Genomic DNA, 15310 nt, shown 5'->3' with positions numbered 1-15310 from the left:
ACGAGGTGAATTATTGTGAGAATTTCCAGCAATATGATGAGATACAATTTTCTGCGCAGTCTCAATAATTCTATGGAAACGCAGAATACTCTCCAGGAGCAGCTCTCAGACGGCAAAGCGCTGCATCGTCCGTCCGACGATCCGGTCAAGACTGTGCGTGATTTAACCTACAAAACCAGTCAGGTGCTGAATGAGCAATATACGCAAAACTTGCAGGATGCGCAGTCTTGGATGGAAAACACCGACGGAGTTATGTCTGATTTAAGCTCGGTCATGATTAAGGTAAAAGAGCTGGTGGTTAGTGCTGATGATACCAAACCGACTGATGCATTAAACGCCATTGGTAAACAAATCGACGGCTTAATTAATCAAGTTGTATCACTTGGTAATACAAAAATCGGTGATAGATATTTGTTCAGTGGGCAAAGTGATTCGACACAGCCTTTTGTACGCACGACAATAAAAGATCCCAATTCTGATTTAACTAAAGAAGTGATAATATATAATGGTGACAATAGCCGTATCTCTATGCCCATTCAGGCAGGGGCGGTTAATCCGACCCAGGATAGTGTCAACCTGACAGGTACCGATGTATTTGGCGATGAAGAAACTATTTATGGGCGAAAGACGTTGAGCGTGCTTAATAACCTGCTGGAAATCAAAAATGAATTATGTAAAACATCGACGGTGTCACAGACTAACGCTAATGGTGGTACTGGTACAGTTGGTGGAAAGTATACTGGCGCAGGTTATGCTAATTATGATGTGCGGGTGGATAGTGTTGATCAGTCTGGGGGCGTACTGGGGGCATCGTATTCAACTGATGGCGGCAACACATGGATAACTGTCGGGGAGAATGGCACAAATACCTCAATTGATAATGAGGGCAATCCTGCTGTGATTACTTTACCGAATGGTGTAAAATTCAATATCGGTGATAGTACCAAGATTACACAAACGAATTCACTTGGTGGGACGGCTAGTGTGGTAGCAAGTCCTGCTGTCGCTGATTACACAGTGCGAGTTGATGCTGTTAATGGCAGTGGACAAGTTACGGCTGCACAGTTCTCGACTGATGGCGGTACTACTTATAAAGCATTTCCTCTTGGTTATCTCAACAATACCGATCCTGATAAATCGGCAATTACGTTGCCTAACGGCAGTGTCTTAAATATTTCTGCTGATACTGACAACGTAATTAACGATATTTTTACCGTTAGCGTAACAGATAACATGAAGATAACGCAAAGTAATTCATTAGGCGGGATACCTAATGTATCAGACAGTGGTGGTTATACTGTCCGAATTACTGGGGTTACAACTACCCCCAGCATTCCAGTTGGACAGGTCAACGGTGCAGAATATTCAATAGACGGTGGTACTACTTGGAATACAGTAACGGCTGGTGATCTTAATACTTCTGATTCTACTAAAACAGCACTTACGTTGCCGGACGGGAGTATATTGAATATTGGTACAGACAATGACAATGCTGTCGGTAATCAGTATACAATCAAGCCAGAAACACATTCCGGCAATGTCTACTCTTTCCGTGTACCGCAAGACGCATTCGATGTTGCCAAAAGCAATACCAGCGGCGGCACTGCCGCAATTACCGGTACGGCAACAAATACAGAATCCGTCCCTAATAGTGTTCGGATTGACAGCATCGACAGTTCAGGCCAGGTAATGGCGGCATCTTATTCCAGCGACGGTGGCAATACCTGGACTAGTTTGAGTAACTATAATGTGACGCAGACAAACTCTTCCGGCAGGGCGGCGACAGTGACGGGCAATCTGGCTGCGATTGCTTCTCCCGATAACACTTTAGAAATAACTGCAGTAGATGAAAATGGAAAAATTACCGGCGCAAAAATAAACGGGGTAACCCAAACAATTACCTATGACGTTACCACAGATACTGACACAGGAAAAACCTCATCAACTGCCAATATTCAGCTGGCAAATGGAGCAGTTTTACATATCCCCGCAAATGCGGCCAATAAATCTGGCGATACATATACGGTTACGGCTAAATCCAGTGCATTTATTACAACTACAGGGACATCCACAGAAATTAACCTGCCAAGCGGTTCAACACCAAGCGGTTTAACCATGACAATTGCGGCAAGTGCAAATAACAAGATTAATGACGCGTATTCCTTTGATTTGCCCCAGGGGAAAGGGCCAGATACTACCTGGCTTTCAAGTGTGGCAACTCAATATGTGAGTGATGACCACAGCCTGCAGCTAAAAGCGCAAACAAACCTCGGTGCGCGGATGTCGATGTACGAAATGGCATATAACATGCTGTTAAATCAGAATACTGTTATTCAGACAGATATAGCCCATACCGAAGATATTGATATGGCAAAGACGATTACTGATTTTAATACAGCGCAAAATATATACCGCAGTGCCCTGGCAGTGGGGGGACGCATTATGCCGACTTCACTGGTAGACTTCTTGAGCTAATGTTTTGAAAGGGGGGGATAATCATGTTTCAAGTCAGAGTTAGCCAACAGGACGTAAAAGCCAGGCTTAACGTCACCGACCCGATGCTCTATTTGCAGATTAACGATCCAGAGGTGCAGATATCCTCACAGCCATTGCAATTAGAGATTCATCAACCGGCGGCTGAACTTGTCATTGATAATTACCCCAGTGATTACTCTCGCGGCATAAAAAACAATATGGATTTTGACCGTGATAACGCTCGTAAAGGCATGCAGACCGTCTATGCGGCTATCGGCAAAATTGCCAGTGAAGGCGTAATGTTATCCAAAATTGAGAACAAAGGCAATCCGTTAGCGCAACTTGCTAAGGCGTCAATGGACCCAACTCCAGTGGAAATCACCATTGCCAGTGTTGCTGAACCATCCATCAGGGTCACGCCGCATGAAGCCGAGATCAGGGTTGTACCAGGGCGAGTAAATATTGGCCTAAACCAAGGAACGGTAGATGGGGAACTGCAGCGGGGTACCGTTGATTTAACTATGCTGCAATATCCTAACGTGAGCTACCGGTTTGTCGATAGCAGCGTAGATATTCAGGTATAACAGAAAATTATACGAGGAGTGCATTATGCTAATTCGTTCAACACGATTTGGAGACATAGAGGTTCCTGAAGATAGTAAGATTCATTTTCCCCATGGATTACCAGGTTTTCCGCAGGAGCAGGAATTTGTTTATCTGCCTTCCGAACCAGATAATCCCTTTGCTTTTTTGCAATCACTGGCCGAGCCGGATTTAACCTTTATAGTGGTAGATCCTTTTGCTTTTTTCCAAGACTACGAGTTTGTCCTTGGTGACCAGACTGAAAGCGAACTGGAACTTACTGCTGCTAATCCGCCGCATATTTTTAATATTGTCAGGGTACCTGATAATCCGGAAGAAATGACTGTCAATTTGCTAGCTCCGGTTATCGTCAACACAAAAAAACGTATTGCAATCCAGCTGGTACTGGAAAAAACGATTTACACCACCCGCCACCGCCTATTCCCCAACGGCTTTGTTAAGCAGCCGTGTAAGGAGGGCAAGTGACATGTTGGCACTTACCCGGAAAGCCGGCGAAAGAATTGTGATTGACGACAATATTGTCATTACCATTGTCGATATCAAAGGTGAGAACATTCGTTTGGCCATTGAAGCACCCAGGGAGATAAAAATATATCGCGGTGAGCTGTATGATGCTATTGTAGCTGAAAATAGACAGGCCGCAGTACCGGCGAAAGATGGTATTTTAGATGTATTAAAGGATATTAAGGTAAGGAAACCTTAAGTATTATCTTGTATATGACGATATACATATAAAGGAAGGATCAAAGCGCACGGAGGCGAACATCTTATGGAAATTAAGAGTACCATCAGCAGCTATGCGACTACAGGAGTTGCGCTGGCTGTTATTCCGAATAGTATACCACAGGCTATGCCGCAGGATGATTGGACAGTAAAAAACAATAGCAGTTTCCAGGTGTCTGAAGAAAAGGAAAAAACGGGAGAGGCAGATAGTCTCAGCACAGAGAAACTGGAAAGCATTACTGATGGTCTAAATGACTTTATGCACTATCTTAATACCAATCTAAAATTTGTTTTACACCAAAAAACGGACAGGCTGATGGTGCAAATTGTGGATATTAAATCACAAAAAGTACTTAAAGAAGCACCTCCCAGAGAAATATTAGATGTTGTAGCCAAAATTCATGACCTTATCGGTGCGCTGATTGACCAAAAAATATAATTTTTATAGTGAAATAAAGGGGGTTGTCATGGATGACAAGTAGTGTAAGCGGGAGTAGCTCTAACCGTGTGTATGGATTGAGCGGGTCAGGGATTGACGTAGACGCCATGGTAGAAAAGCTAATGACAGCTGCGCGGCAGCCTTATACCAAGATGACACAGAAACAGACGCTGGTTGAGTGGAAAAAAGAAGCCTATAATTCGATGTATACTAGCATCAATACGTTCCGCAATGATAAAGTATTCAATTTTGGCATGAAGAGCACACTGGCTGCTAAAAGCGTAACATCCAGCAACAGCTCGGTAGCGTCAGTTACGGCTACCGGTGATGCTATTAATGTCAACCATACTCTCAAAGTGTCGCAGCTTGCCAGTGGCGTAACGCAGAGCAGTACGGAAAAAATTACTACCGGTACTAGTAAAAATACATTAGCTAGCCAGTTTGGTATTAACGGTTCATTTAATATTAAGATTAATGGCAAGGACATTACAGTTAATTCCACACAAAGTATTAATGATTTGGTTAGCAATATCAATAAGTCAGGGGCCGGTGTCACCGCTGCCTATGATACTACCCAGGACCGGTTTTACCTGTACACCAATGGCACTGGTTCGGAAACTGGCATAGATTATACCGGCACCGGACTGGGAGGCTTGAATTTTTTAAACAATAACCTAAAAATTGGGGTTTTTGGCAATGTCGACAGCACTGGGATTACCAGTAGTGCAGATACGGGGATTACAGCTGCTAATAAAGCTTCTTCCCTGCAAACAGCCTTTGCAGGTCTAACAGGCAGCTTTAATTTGAAAATATCGGATGGAACTACTACGTCAACCATTGCAGTAGATACTGCAACAGATACCATGGACTCTATCATAACTAAGATCAATGCGATTAAAGACAGCAGCGGAAATTCTATTGCAGATGCTCAAATTGATACTACAACAGGCAAATTCACCTTAAAAGCCAAGAACGCTGGTGAGGAGTTAAGCCTAACCGGTAGTGATTATGCGGGTATTAGCTTTTTAAATAACCAGCTGAAATTGTCAGTCAAGCAACAAGGACAAGACGCTGAATTCAAGCTGGACGGCACAACGATGACGCAAACCACCAATAAATTTACGGTTGCGGGTGTAACCTATAATCTTCAGTCTACCGGTACTTCAACCATTGGCATTCAAACCGATACCGACAAAATTGTCAGCAGTGTCAAGAAGTTTATTGAGGATTACAATACCATCCTCAGCTCCATAAATACGAAAGTCAGCGAAAAAAGGGATACCGACTATATGCCTCTAACTGATGACCAAAAAGAGGCAATGAGTGATGACGATGAAAAAATATGGACAGAAAAGGTTAAAACTGGTTTACTGCACAATGATTCTACATTGAGGACACTGGCCGATTCCATGCGCAGTGCCTTTTCAAGCAAGATTCCCGGCTTAACCGGCAAATACACGAGTGCCTCAAGTCTGGGGATTAGTACCAGTGTAGACTATACAGAAAATGGTAAGTTATATCTTGACGAGGACAAATTGAAAGCCGCATTACAGGAAGATCCGGATGTCGTCTACAAAATTTTTGGCACAGACAGCGCTACAGACAAAAATGACGGTATTGCCGTAAAGCTAAGTGCAATGCTGAAAACAGCTTCTGATGGTATTGTCAAGCAAGCAGGTATTACGGCGAGCACAAAAACCGATATTACCAGCGTACTTGGTAAACAATACAAAGAATATACAACACAACTGACAGCACTGAACAAAAAATTAATTAAACTGGAAAACCAGTATTATACCAAATTTAATGCGATGGAAGAAGCGCTTAGCAAAATTAGTCAACAAAGCAGCTATGTGTCCTCCTTGCTAGGTACCAGTAGCTAACACTTACACCTAAGTACTCACAGATAGTTGATAAGATATAAGGAGGCAATGTCATGAATGCTGCCAATACGGCTAATGCTTATAAACGACAACAAATTATGACTGCATCACCAGAAGAGTTGACACTTATGCTATATAATGGCGCTATCCGCTTTGTTAGTGAAAGCATTCAGGCGATTGAACAAAAGAATCTGGAAAAATCGCATCATGCCAATATTCGTGCGCAAAACATAGTTCGTGAGCTTATGCTCACAACCGATACCAGTTATGAAATTTCAAAAAACTGGTTGCTATTGGATGAATACATCTTGCATTGTCTGGTTCAGGGAAATGTAAAAAAAGACACCGAACAACTTGGACAGGCCAAAAAATTACTAACAGAGTTTCGTGACACCTGGGTGCAAGCTATGAAACAAGTGCGCTTAGACAGAGCTGCCGGTAATTGATATGGTTACTGAGTTATATGCCAAGTGGCAGGATTATCTTTTCCTAACCCGGGAAATGAAAAAATTTCTGTTTAAACGTGATTTAGACATCTTCTTGTCTTTAGTGGAACAACGAGAGAAACTGCAGATTATCTTAGAAAAATTGGCAGACAACGATTATTATGCATCACCTGAAGGAAAAAGTCTTCTACTGCAAGTCCAACAAGAGAATCAGAAGATGATGACTCAGTTTCATATCGTTTTTAACAGTATAAAAAAGCAGGAAGACGTGTCCCATGCGTATGAGGGCAGATTGAATGTTGCTGGGAGTTTTATCAATGATAAGACTTAAGCAAGTATGAAAGATTAGTAAAAGCGAGATTGCCGCATTTCCATTCGTATTAGCCAGGGAGAGAACCAGAATTCGTCCCATGGTCATTGCGAGCGTAGCATGGCAATCTCGCTTTACCATTCCCACGTGTCTTTATTCCAACCCAAAAATAATACTATAAACAATAAATATCGACAAAAAATATTAGAAAAATGTTAAGTTAACTATTAATAAATTCCCCATCCCTTACGATATTATTAATGAGGTTACAAAAGTACGTTGTACTCACAACCGGCCGGGGTGAGAGACAGAGTGCTACAGTAAATAAATTTGGGCAAGGATGCCCGAATATTAAAAATCAGGGAGGAAAATAACAATGATTATCAATCACAATCTGTCCGCACAGAATACCCTTAATTCTCTTAGTAAAAACAATCAGGCTACCAACAAATCTCTGCAAAAACTCTCCACTGGCTTACGCATCAACGGTGCTTCTGATGATGCAGCAGGTCTTGCTATCTCGGAAAAAATGAGAGGCCAAATCAGCGGCTTGAAACAAGCTTCTGCTAACTCACAAGATGCTATCTCCTTGTTGCAAACCGCAGAAGGCGGCTTAGACCAAACTCATAGCATTCTCCAAAGAATGCGCGAACTGGCTGTACAATCGGCTACTGATACCAACACTGCTGATGATCGGTCAAAAATCCAAGGTGAAATGGATCAATTGGCAAAAGAGATTAGCCGTATTTCGAATACTACTGAGTTCAATACCCAAAACCTGTTGGCAGGTGGATTGAGTGATACTTTCCACATTGGCGCTAATGCTAACCAAAATATTTCTGTATCAGTAAGTGCAATGGATGCTCAGAGTTTGGGCGTTGCTGGTAATATTGTTACAGCTGGTAGTGTGACTAACGGTGCAAAAGTTAATATTTCTTCGGTATCCAGAGGCTTTGCGTCTGCAAGTTATAAAGTTACTGTAACTGCTTCAAGTATAGCTACAACGGGGGCTACTGGAAAAGTTACGCAAAGCTTTTCAACTGGCACAACAACAGCTGCTAACTTTACAACAACAGCGACTACCTATACAGGCTCAGTTGATGCGAATTACATGGTAAAAGTTGCCAGTATTGGTAACACGGCAGGTACAATAGTTTCAAGTATTTCTTATTCTACTGATAATGGTACTAGTTGGACTACAATTAATGGCGACTTTAAAGCAGGTGTCAAAGTTGATGGCATGACCTTTAAATTTGATGATACACCTACTGCAAGCCATTACACTGTTGGTGATACGTTCAATTTTGGCGTACAAGCTGCGTACAAAACTTTACAGTTGAAAGAGTTTGATGGTGACAACGTGGGGTCTTCCACAAAAATTCACATCGGCGATACTGCAGTAACTCTTGGTGATGCTGATGGAGATAAAACAGTAGGATTATCATTTGATTATGCAAAAGTTACCAATGCGGGTTCTACTGCTTTTAAGGCTACTGTAGTTAATTCTTCTTCTGCTGTATTGAACAATTCAGAGGTAGCTGCTAACGCAAGTGTAGTAGCTGGGATTAATGTAAGCACACAAGCAAATGCTAATACGGCTATTACTACCATTGATAAAGCAATTAATATAGTATCGAAACAACGTTCGCAATTAGGTGCTTACCAAAACCGCTTGACTAACACTATTGACAACTTGAACACTTCTAACGAAAACATTACTGCTTCCGAATCGCGTATTCGTGATGTAGATATGTCTTCCGAAATGATGACTTACCAGAAGAATAATATCCTGCAACAGGCTGCAACGGCAATGCTTGCAAAAGCAAACCAACAGCCACAATCTGTACTTCAATTGTTACAAGGCTAATACACAACCTAAAAGAGACTCTGGAGTATCCAGAGTCTCTTTTTTTAAGAGTATAAATATTATGTGAAACTATTCTAAAAAGTAGGCTATATAGAGAGTTTTGTAAAATAAAGTTTTGTATATAGCTTATTATATGGATATTATTAGGAGGCTTGTAATGGAACTTAGTATAGCAATGATGGTGAAAAATGAGGAAAAGAATTTGGAACGCTGTTTAGAGAGCCTTCAACCAATTCGAGACGCTATTAAGTCAGAACTTATTATCGTCGATACTGGCTCAGTCGATAATACGGTGGAAATCGCACGACGGTATACCAATAAAGTTTATTTTCATGCCTGGAACCATGATTTTTCGTCTATGCGTAATATTACGATAAATTACGCAACTGGGAAATGGGTTATGATTATTGATGCAGATGAAGAAATACAGAATACGCAACCACTATGTGACTTTTTGAAGTCTAAAGAAAGTGAAAAATATGGTGCAATTGCGATTACTTGTAAAAATATTGTGGATGAAACAGGTGGTTTTTCCATAATGGCTAGCTTCCGATTGTTTAAAAATGACGGATATTTTCATTATGAAGGAGCTGTACATAATCAACCGATGTTCAAAGGCGGTGATATAGCTCTGCCGGCCGTGCTTTTACTGCATTATGGATACCTGTCAAATGATAGTGAATTAATGGAACGAAAATTTTTGCGCACTAGTAAAATATTGCAAAGCGAGTTAGAAAAAAATCCGGATAATATTTATTATTGGACTCAATTAGCAACAACCTATGGAATGCACCACGACAATGATGATGCAATCAGATGTATTGAAAAGGCATATTCATTATTGCCTGAAAAAAGAAAAGCTGAGTATATATTTGTATTTACTCAAATGATTTTAATTTATCAACATGTTAAAAACTATGAAAAAGTAGAAAAGCTATGCCGTGAAGCTCTAGCAATAAAAGAAGGATATTTGGATGTTTATTATTATTTAGCGGAAGCAATGGCTGTCAAAGGGAAAAATGCAGAAGCTATTGTGAATTATGAAAAATATCTTGAAATTGTGGGCAAGTATGATAGTGCAAGAGAAAGAGATATTTCAATAATGGAGTATAGTTTAGGAAATCAGCAACTAGTTTTTTATAATTTATCTAATTTATATAAGCAGGAGAAAAAATATGAGAAAGCTTTATATTATGCTGAGTTACTAACAGAAGAAGGATACATTAAAGATAATATTGCTACAATTATTTCTTTGTATCTGAAATTAAATAAGAGTGAGGATTTACGGCAATACTTTGATAATAATATTAAAGCAGAGTGGACATATTTATTTCTGGAAAAGTTGGATGTGCTAAAAAATGAGCTTAGTAAAGAGTGCCAACTAAATATTGCTAGAGCCTTTAAAGATATTGGAAATGAGTATAGCTTATTATGCCAGCTTGTTATAGATGATGAAAATGGTGGTATTTCTTTACAAAATCAAGCGGCGATTAAGGATATAAACTTGGCGGAATTACCCGTGTATTGTAGTGATATATTTTATTATTTATTGAAATGGCAATATCCTTTGGAAAAAATCATAATAAATTTTAAAGAAATTTGGATAAGCTGTGTTTTTGATTATATTAATAAGCAGCATGGTGATTTGTGTGAGAAAATTTATACTTATTTACAAAACTATAGTTGTGGTAATAATCTGAGCGAATATAAGTTGGGTAAAGCATTATGCCGTTATGCCTTATTGTTGGATAAACTGAGTGATGACGAGTATCAAAGCGTATTTACAAGATATATCCACGATGGAATTGCTTATATGCGGGAGGTCTATAATCAACAGATTTTGGCAGATGCATTGGTGCATGAGCTGAAAAATGATGAGGAGGTATTTTTGTTGTATATGTATCAGGCACGTCTTCAAGAACAAAAACCATCAACAGAGTATGTAAGCTGCTTACGGACAGCATTACATGCTTTTCCCGCCATGAAACGAGGCATTGAGCTGTTGTTACAGCAAATGCAACAACATAATGATCCGATGGACATCTTGGTAGAAGAATTAGTGTGTCAGGTAAGAACTATGATTGCAGCAGGAGATTTAGAAGGTGCGACTGCTGTTATCGAAGAAGGAGAAAAAATAGTTGGAAAAAACCTTCAACTATTGGCGATAAAGGCGGAATTGTTTTGCAAGCAGATGCCAATGTTACATTGAAAAATCATGAATTTTGCAAAAGGAGACTAAGATGGTTAACCAAATTGAAATTCTGCCAACAATACAGGAATTAGTAGAAGCTAATCAGTTACAACCAGCTAAAGAATTGCTAGCTGATTATAGAAACCTATTTCCCCAGCAAGTGGATGCAATTTCAATACAAGCGGTGATTGCTCTTATGGAAGGCGAACTGACTGCTGCAGAAACCGTGTTGCAAGAAGGCCTTAGGTTAGAACCAGATAATTTTGAACTGCTTTTTAACCAGGCATATTTGCTTGAATGTAAAAATGATTGGTTAGCAGCAGATATTTTGTATAAAAGTTTAGAGACTCGTGTAATTCCAGAATATCAAGAGCAACTAAAACTCGCCAAACAGCGTGTTGCAGCTGCTTTAACAATCATAGAGAATATGTCAGAAATGAAGTCGAAACTCAAACTAGCGGTATTCGTAAAATCGCAAATGGACAGTTTTTTAGGGGATGTTATAACTGTTTTAGAAAAAGACTATGAGATTTGCAAGTGCCAACCACAAGTACTACAGGATATTGATGATAAAATGGCTTGGGCCGATATTTGCTGGTTTGAATGGTGTGATGATTTGATTATTTATGGTTCCACTCGGCCAGTCGCCAAGGATAAAATCATTATTTGTAGACTGCATAGTTATGAAGCTTTTACCGATTATCCAGCAAGTGTCCAGTGGGGTAATGTTGACTGCTTAGTTTTTGTGGCTGAACATATTCGCGATTTTGTTGTTGAGCAGTTTTCTGTTGCACGAGACAAGACGGCTGTAGTACCAAATGGAATTGATTTGGATAAGTTTTCATTTAAAAAGCGAAAAACAGGTTTCAATATTGCTTATGTCGGATATATCAATTATAAAAAAGGCCCAATGCTTCTGCTTCACACTTTCAAGGCGATACATGACCGGGATGCTAGGTACAAGCTCTATATTGCCGGTCAGTTTCAAGATCATCGGGACGTGCTTTATTTTCAACAGATGACGAAAGAATTTGGCCTTGAAAAAAGTGTGGTGTTCACTGGTTGGCAAGATGATTTAGATAGCTGGATGGAGGATAAGAACTATATCATATGCACCAGCATTTTAGAGTCTCAAAATATCAGCGTTATGCAAGGAATGGCAAAGGGAATTAAGCCGATAATCCACAATTTTGTTGGTGCAAGAGGAATTTATGACGCACGCTATCTTTGGAATACAATTGAAGAAGCAGTCAATATGATAACAACTGGTTTATATGATACGGTAGAATATCGGAAATTTGTAGAAGAAAAATACAATAAGGTAACGTTATTGCAGCAACTGAAGGGCGTAATTGACGAAGTTGTAGAAAAAAAGAGTAACCCAATAATAGCGTTAAAATCTAATATTTCTCACTCTTTGGTGACTATTGGAATTACCGTCTATAATGGTGAAAAATATCTAAGAAATTCTATTGAATCTGTATTGAGCCAAACTTATCCTCATATAGAGCTACTTGTTATTGATAATTGCTCTACAGATGGCACGCAAGAAATTATTCGAGAATATGAACAAAATTATGATAATGTGAAAGGTATTTTCCATCAAATTAATTCCGGCGGTCCTAATCAGGGTATTCGAGAGATGGCGACGTTGGGCAAGGGAGAATATCTTCAGTGGTTGTGCTATGATGACTCTTTAGAACCTGATGCAATTGAGTGTTTTGTTGATTATATGAATAAACATCCAGACATTGATTATGTGTATAGTGATTTAAATCTGATTGATGAAACTGGGAAAAAGTCAGGAGAATGGAATTATACTGTTTTTCCTCCAGAACATATAGTTCACCATATTTTTAATACTGGATCGGGTGTAATTCCTATGTTTGGTATGCAGAGAAAACGTTTTTTAGAAGAAAAAAGGGTAGGATGGTTTTTGCCAGAGAGCGACTTCGATGAATTTAGTGAGATTTCCGCAGATACTCAAATGCAAGTTCATTTTATTCGCTATGGTTGGCGTTACAGTAAGATACATAAAGGAGTTATTAACTACAGGATTCACGCAGATAGTGGTTCGCATCATTTAGATTTACGTCTTGTTGCAACAGTTAGAATATCTGATTATATTATTAAATATTTTAATGAAGAAATTTATTTTCCAGATATAAATTGGAGTGAGGTTGAGGAACGGACACAATATAAAAGTCTAGTTCTTGCTCAGTTTTATTTGCAACGAATAGAACTTAATGTAAAGTTAATTGCAATTCCAGATTATTTAGAAGTTGATCGCGAAGAATTCTTTATTTATCGGTGCTGTCTAGTTTATTTACGCCAGTGTCAGATTTATATAAATAGAGGTATGAATCAGGGACAGACTTATCAAAATGAGTTCAAAGAAGTACAGCGGCAATATGAACAAGTGAGTGCCAAAATGAAGAAACTTGGTATTGCGGTGTCTTTTTCTGACTAAATTAACATACGAAAGGGGCGGGTTTTATGAAAGTCGTAATTTTAGCAGGTGGCTTTGGGACACGTATTAGTGAAGAATCACATCTAAAACCTAAACCAATGATTGAAATTGGGGAACGGCCTATTTTATGGCATATTATGAAAATATATTCTCATTACGGCTTTAATGATTTTATTATTTGCTTGGGGTACAAAGGATATTATATAAAGGAATATTTTGCACATTATTTTTTGCAGGAATCTACAATTACTTTTGACTTTCGTATGGCTAACCAGCAGATTATTCATGACCATCATGCTGAGCCTTGGAAAGTGACCTTGGTGGATACTGGGGCAGAAACGATGACTGGAGGAAGAGTGAAACGCATTCGGGATTATGTAGGAAATGAACCATTTATGCTTACTTATGGAGATGGTGTAAGTGATATAAATATTCAAACACTATTAGACTTTCATAAAGAGCACGGTAGGGTGATTACGATTACTGCTGTACAACCGATTGGACGATTTGGCGCTTTAGCGGTATCTGATAATAATATGGTGCAGGCGTTTCAAGAAAAACCCGAAGGCGATGGTGGCTGGATTAATGGAGGATTTTTTGTTTGTCAACCAGAATTCTTTCAATATATTGACGGCGATGACACTGTGCTGGAAAAAGGTCCATTGGAAAAATTAGTTGCAGAAAATCAGCTTATGGCGTATCGCCACCCAGGTTTTTGGCAACCAATGGATACAATGAGAGAAAAGAATAATTTGGAGAATTTATGGACCACTGGCAAAGCTCCATGGAAAGTGTGGAAGTAGGTGGTTGGGGATGATTGAAAAATCATTTTGGCAGGGAAAAAAGGTCTTTATAACAGGGCATACCGGCTTTAAAGGTGCGTGGCTTTCTATGTGGCTCTGTTTATTGAAGGCAGAGGTTACTGGATTTGCTTTACAACCACCTACACAGCCGAGTCTTTTTAATTTATGCAGGTTAGAAAATCAGATTCATAGTATAAACGGTGACATTCGCAATGGGGAATTTGTAAGCAAAATATTATGTCAGGTTAACCCAGATATTGTTATTCATATGGCTGCCCAGCCATTAGTGCGGGAATCGTATAGAAACCCTGTTGATACGTATGCAACTAATATTATGGGAACAGTAAATGTATTAGAAGCTGTTCGCAAATGTGATTCGGTGAAAGTGGTTATTAACGTAACTACAGATAAATGCTATGAGAACAAGGAATGGATTTGGGGATATCGGGAAATTGAGGCGATGGGGGGATATGATCCTTATTCCAGTAGTAAAGCTTGTTCTGAATTAGTAACGAGTGCTTATCGAAATTCATTTTTTAATCCTGAGCAATATCAGACCCATGGTGTTGCGATTGCCACTGCACGGGCCGGCAATGTTATTGGGGGTGGCGATTGGGCAAGAGAACGACTTATACCTGACTGTATTCATGCATTATTGAATGGGGAAAAAATAATGATTCGTAATCCTCATGCGATTCGTCCCTGGCAGCACGTATTAGAGCCCCTGCGTGGGTATCTACTTCTTGCACAGAAGTTATATCAATGTGGAACTCAATTTGGAGAAAGCTGGAATTTCGGCCCGGATGATATGGATGCAAAACCCGTGGAGTGGATTGTACAACAATTGTGTAACTTATGGGAAAAAGCTGCTTCCTACGAGGTGGCGGCAGGAAGTCATCTACATGAAGCAACTTATCTAAAGCTGGATTGCTCTAAGGCTAAAATGAAACTAGGCTGGGAACCACGATGGAACTTATTGCAAACGCTTGAGAAAATTCATGAGTGGTATATTGCTTATCAGGAGAAAAAGGTTTTATATGATGTATGTGTAAAACAAATTGAAAAATATAGCAGTACTTCGTTGCTAAGGTAAGGATGTG

At 39.5% G+C, this 15310-nt stretch carries 13 protein-coding genes; all 13 read left to right on the top strand.

All coding sequences use genetic code 11. The features are described from left to right. Nucleotides 1-15 precede the first annotated feature (15 nt). The 13 genes from flgL (at nucleotide 16) to rfbG (ending at nucleotide 15303) form a co-directional block, all read left to right on the top strand. Entirely contained in the window at nucleotides 16-2475 is a 2460-nt protein-coding gene (gene flgL / locus AC1ECB_RS16805) for a flagellar hook-associated protein FlgL (protein ID WP_485664848.1), read from the top strand. Between the two features lie 23 nt (nucleotides 2476-2498). Continuing rightward, a complete protein-coding gene (locus AC1ECB_RS16800; protein WP_485664847.1) occupies nucleotides 2499-3059 on the top strand; it encodes a DUF6470 family protein in 561 nt (186 codons plus the stop codon). Between the two features lie 25 nt (nucleotides 3060-3084). Further along, nucleotides 3085-3543: a flagellar assembly protein FliW gene (gene fliW / locus AC1ECB_RS16795; RefSeq protein ID WP_485664846.1), complete on the top strand. Its 459-nt coding sequence runs from the start codon at nucleotides 3085-3087 to the stop codon at nucleotides 3541-3543. A 1-nt stretch (nucleotide 3544) separates the two neighbouring features. Continuing rightward, nucleotides 3545-3781, top strand: coding sequence for a carbon storage regulator CsrA (csrA, locus tag AC1ECB_RS16790; protein ID WP_094603822.1), 237 nt, complete (start codon nucleotides 3545-3547; stop codon nucleotides 3779-3781). Nucleotides 3782-3847: 66 nt separating this feature from the next. Continuing rightward, entirely contained in the window at nucleotides 3848-4240 is a 393-nt protein-coding gene (locus AC1ECB_RS16785) for a flagellar protein FlaG (protein ID WP_485664845.1), read from the top strand. A gap of 32 nt (nucleotides 4241-4272) precedes the next feature. After that, nucleotides 4273-6123: a flagellar filament capping protein FliD gene (fliD, locus tag AC1ECB_RS16780; protein ID WP_485664844.1), complete on the top strand. Its 1851-nt coding sequence runs from the start codon at nucleotides 4273-4275 to the stop codon at nucleotides 6121-6123. Between the two features lie 53 nt (nucleotides 6124-6176). Continuing rightward, nucleotides 6177-6569, top strand: coding sequence for a flagellar export chaperone FliS (gene fliS, locus AC1ECB_RS16775; protein ID WP_485664843.1), 393 nt, complete (start codon nucleotides 6177-6179; stop codon nucleotides 6567-6569). Nucleotide 6570: 1 nt separating this feature from the next. Further along, entirely contained in the window at nucleotides 6571-6900 is a 330-nt protein-coding gene (locus AC1ECB_RS16770; protein ID WP_485664842.1) for a hypothetical protein, read from the top strand. Between the two features lie 355 nt (nucleotides 6901-7255). Beyond that, nucleotides 7256-8746: a flagellin N-terminal helical domain-containing protein gene (locus AC1ECB_RS16765; RefSeq protein WP_485664841.1), complete on the top strand. Its 1491-nt coding sequence runs from the start codon at nucleotides 7256-7258 to the stop codon at nucleotides 8744-8746. A gap of 157 nt (nucleotides 8747-8903) precedes the next feature. Next, nucleotides 8904-10955 carry a glycosyltransferase gene (locus tag AC1ECB_RS16760; protein ID WP_485664840.1) on the top strand — a complete coding sequence of 684 codons (2052 nt, stop codon included), beginning with the start codon at nucleotides 8904-8906 and terminating at the stop codon, nucleotides 10953-10955. A 31-nt stretch (nucleotides 10956-10986) separates the two neighbouring features. After that, nucleotides 10987-13407: a glycosyltransferase gene (locus AC1ECB_RS16755; protein ID WP_485664839.1), complete on the top strand. Its 2421-nt coding sequence runs from the start codon at nucleotides 10987-10989 to the stop codon at nucleotides 13405-13407. 26 nt (nucleotides 13408-13433) lie between these two features. Then, a complete protein-coding gene (gene rfbF, locus AC1ECB_RS16750) occupies nucleotides 13434-14210 on the top strand; it encodes a glucose-1-phosphate cytidylyltransferase (RefSeq protein WP_485664838.1) in 777 nt (258 codons plus the stop codon). A gap of 10 nt (nucleotides 14211-14220) precedes the next feature. Continuing rightward, nucleotides 14221-15303, top strand: a complete 1083-nt coding sequence (gene rfbG, locus AC1ECB_RS16745; protein ID WP_485664837.1) for a CDP-glucose 4,6-dehydratase — start codon at nucleotides 14221-14223, stop codon at nucleotides 15301-15303. Nucleotides 15304-15310 lie beyond the last annotated feature (7 nt).

This window comes from Sporomusa sp. 246TCP1, from assembly GCF_057319775.1.
Note: the sequence above shows the minus strand (reverse complement) of the source record. Positions and strands in the feature narration are given on the sequence as shown.

Excerpts from the sequence above, each read along its gene's own strand:
- AC1ECB_RS16770 (WP_485664842.1), top strand. The coding sequence starts at position 6,571 with ATGGTTACTGAGTTATATGCCAAGTGGCAGGATTATCTTTTCCTAACC.
- rfbF (WP_485664838.1), top strand. The coding sequence starts at position 13,434 with ATGAAAGTCGTAATTTTAGCAGGTGGCTTTGGGACACGTATTAGTGAA.
- rfbG (WP_485664837.1), top strand. The coding sequence starts at position 14,221 with ATGATTGAAAAATCATTTTGGCAGGGAAAAAAGGTCTTTATAACAGGG.
- fliS (WP_485664843.1), top strand. The coding sequence starts at position 6,177 with ATGAATGCTGCCAATACGGCTAATGCTTATAAACGACAACAAATTATG.
- AC1ECB_RS16785 (WP_485664845.1), top strand. The coding sequence starts at position 3,848 with ATGGAAATTAAGAGTACCATCAGCAGCTATGCGACTACAGGAGTTGCG.
- csrA (WP_094603822.1), top strand. The coding sequence starts at position 3,545 with ATGTTGGCACTTACCCGGAAAGCCGGCGAAAGAATTGTGATTGACGAC.
- fliW (WP_485664846.1), top strand. The coding sequence starts at position 3,085 with ATGCTAATTCGTTCAACACGATTTGGAGACATAGAGGTTCCTGAAGAT.
- AC1ECB_RS16765 (WP_485664841.1), top strand. The coding sequence starts at position 7,256 with ATGATTATCAATCACAATCTGTCCGCACAGAATACCCTTAATTCTCTT.
- AC1ECB_RS16760 (WP_485664840.1), top strand. The coding sequence starts at position 8,904 with ATGGAACTTAGTATAGCAATGATGGTGAAAAATGAGGAAAAGAATTTG.
- AC1ECB_RS16755 (WP_485664839.1), top strand. The coding sequence starts at position 10,987 with ATGGTTAACCAAATTGAAATTCTGCCAACAATACAGGAATTAGTAGAA.
- AC1ECB_RS16800 (WP_485664847.1), top strand. The coding sequence starts at position 2,499 with ATGTTTCAAGTCAGAGTTAGCCAACAGGACGTAAAAGCCAGGCTTAAC.
- fliD (WP_485664844.1), top strand. The coding sequence starts at position 4,273 with ATGACAAGTAGTGTAAGCGGGAGTAGCTCTAACCGTGTGTATGGATTG.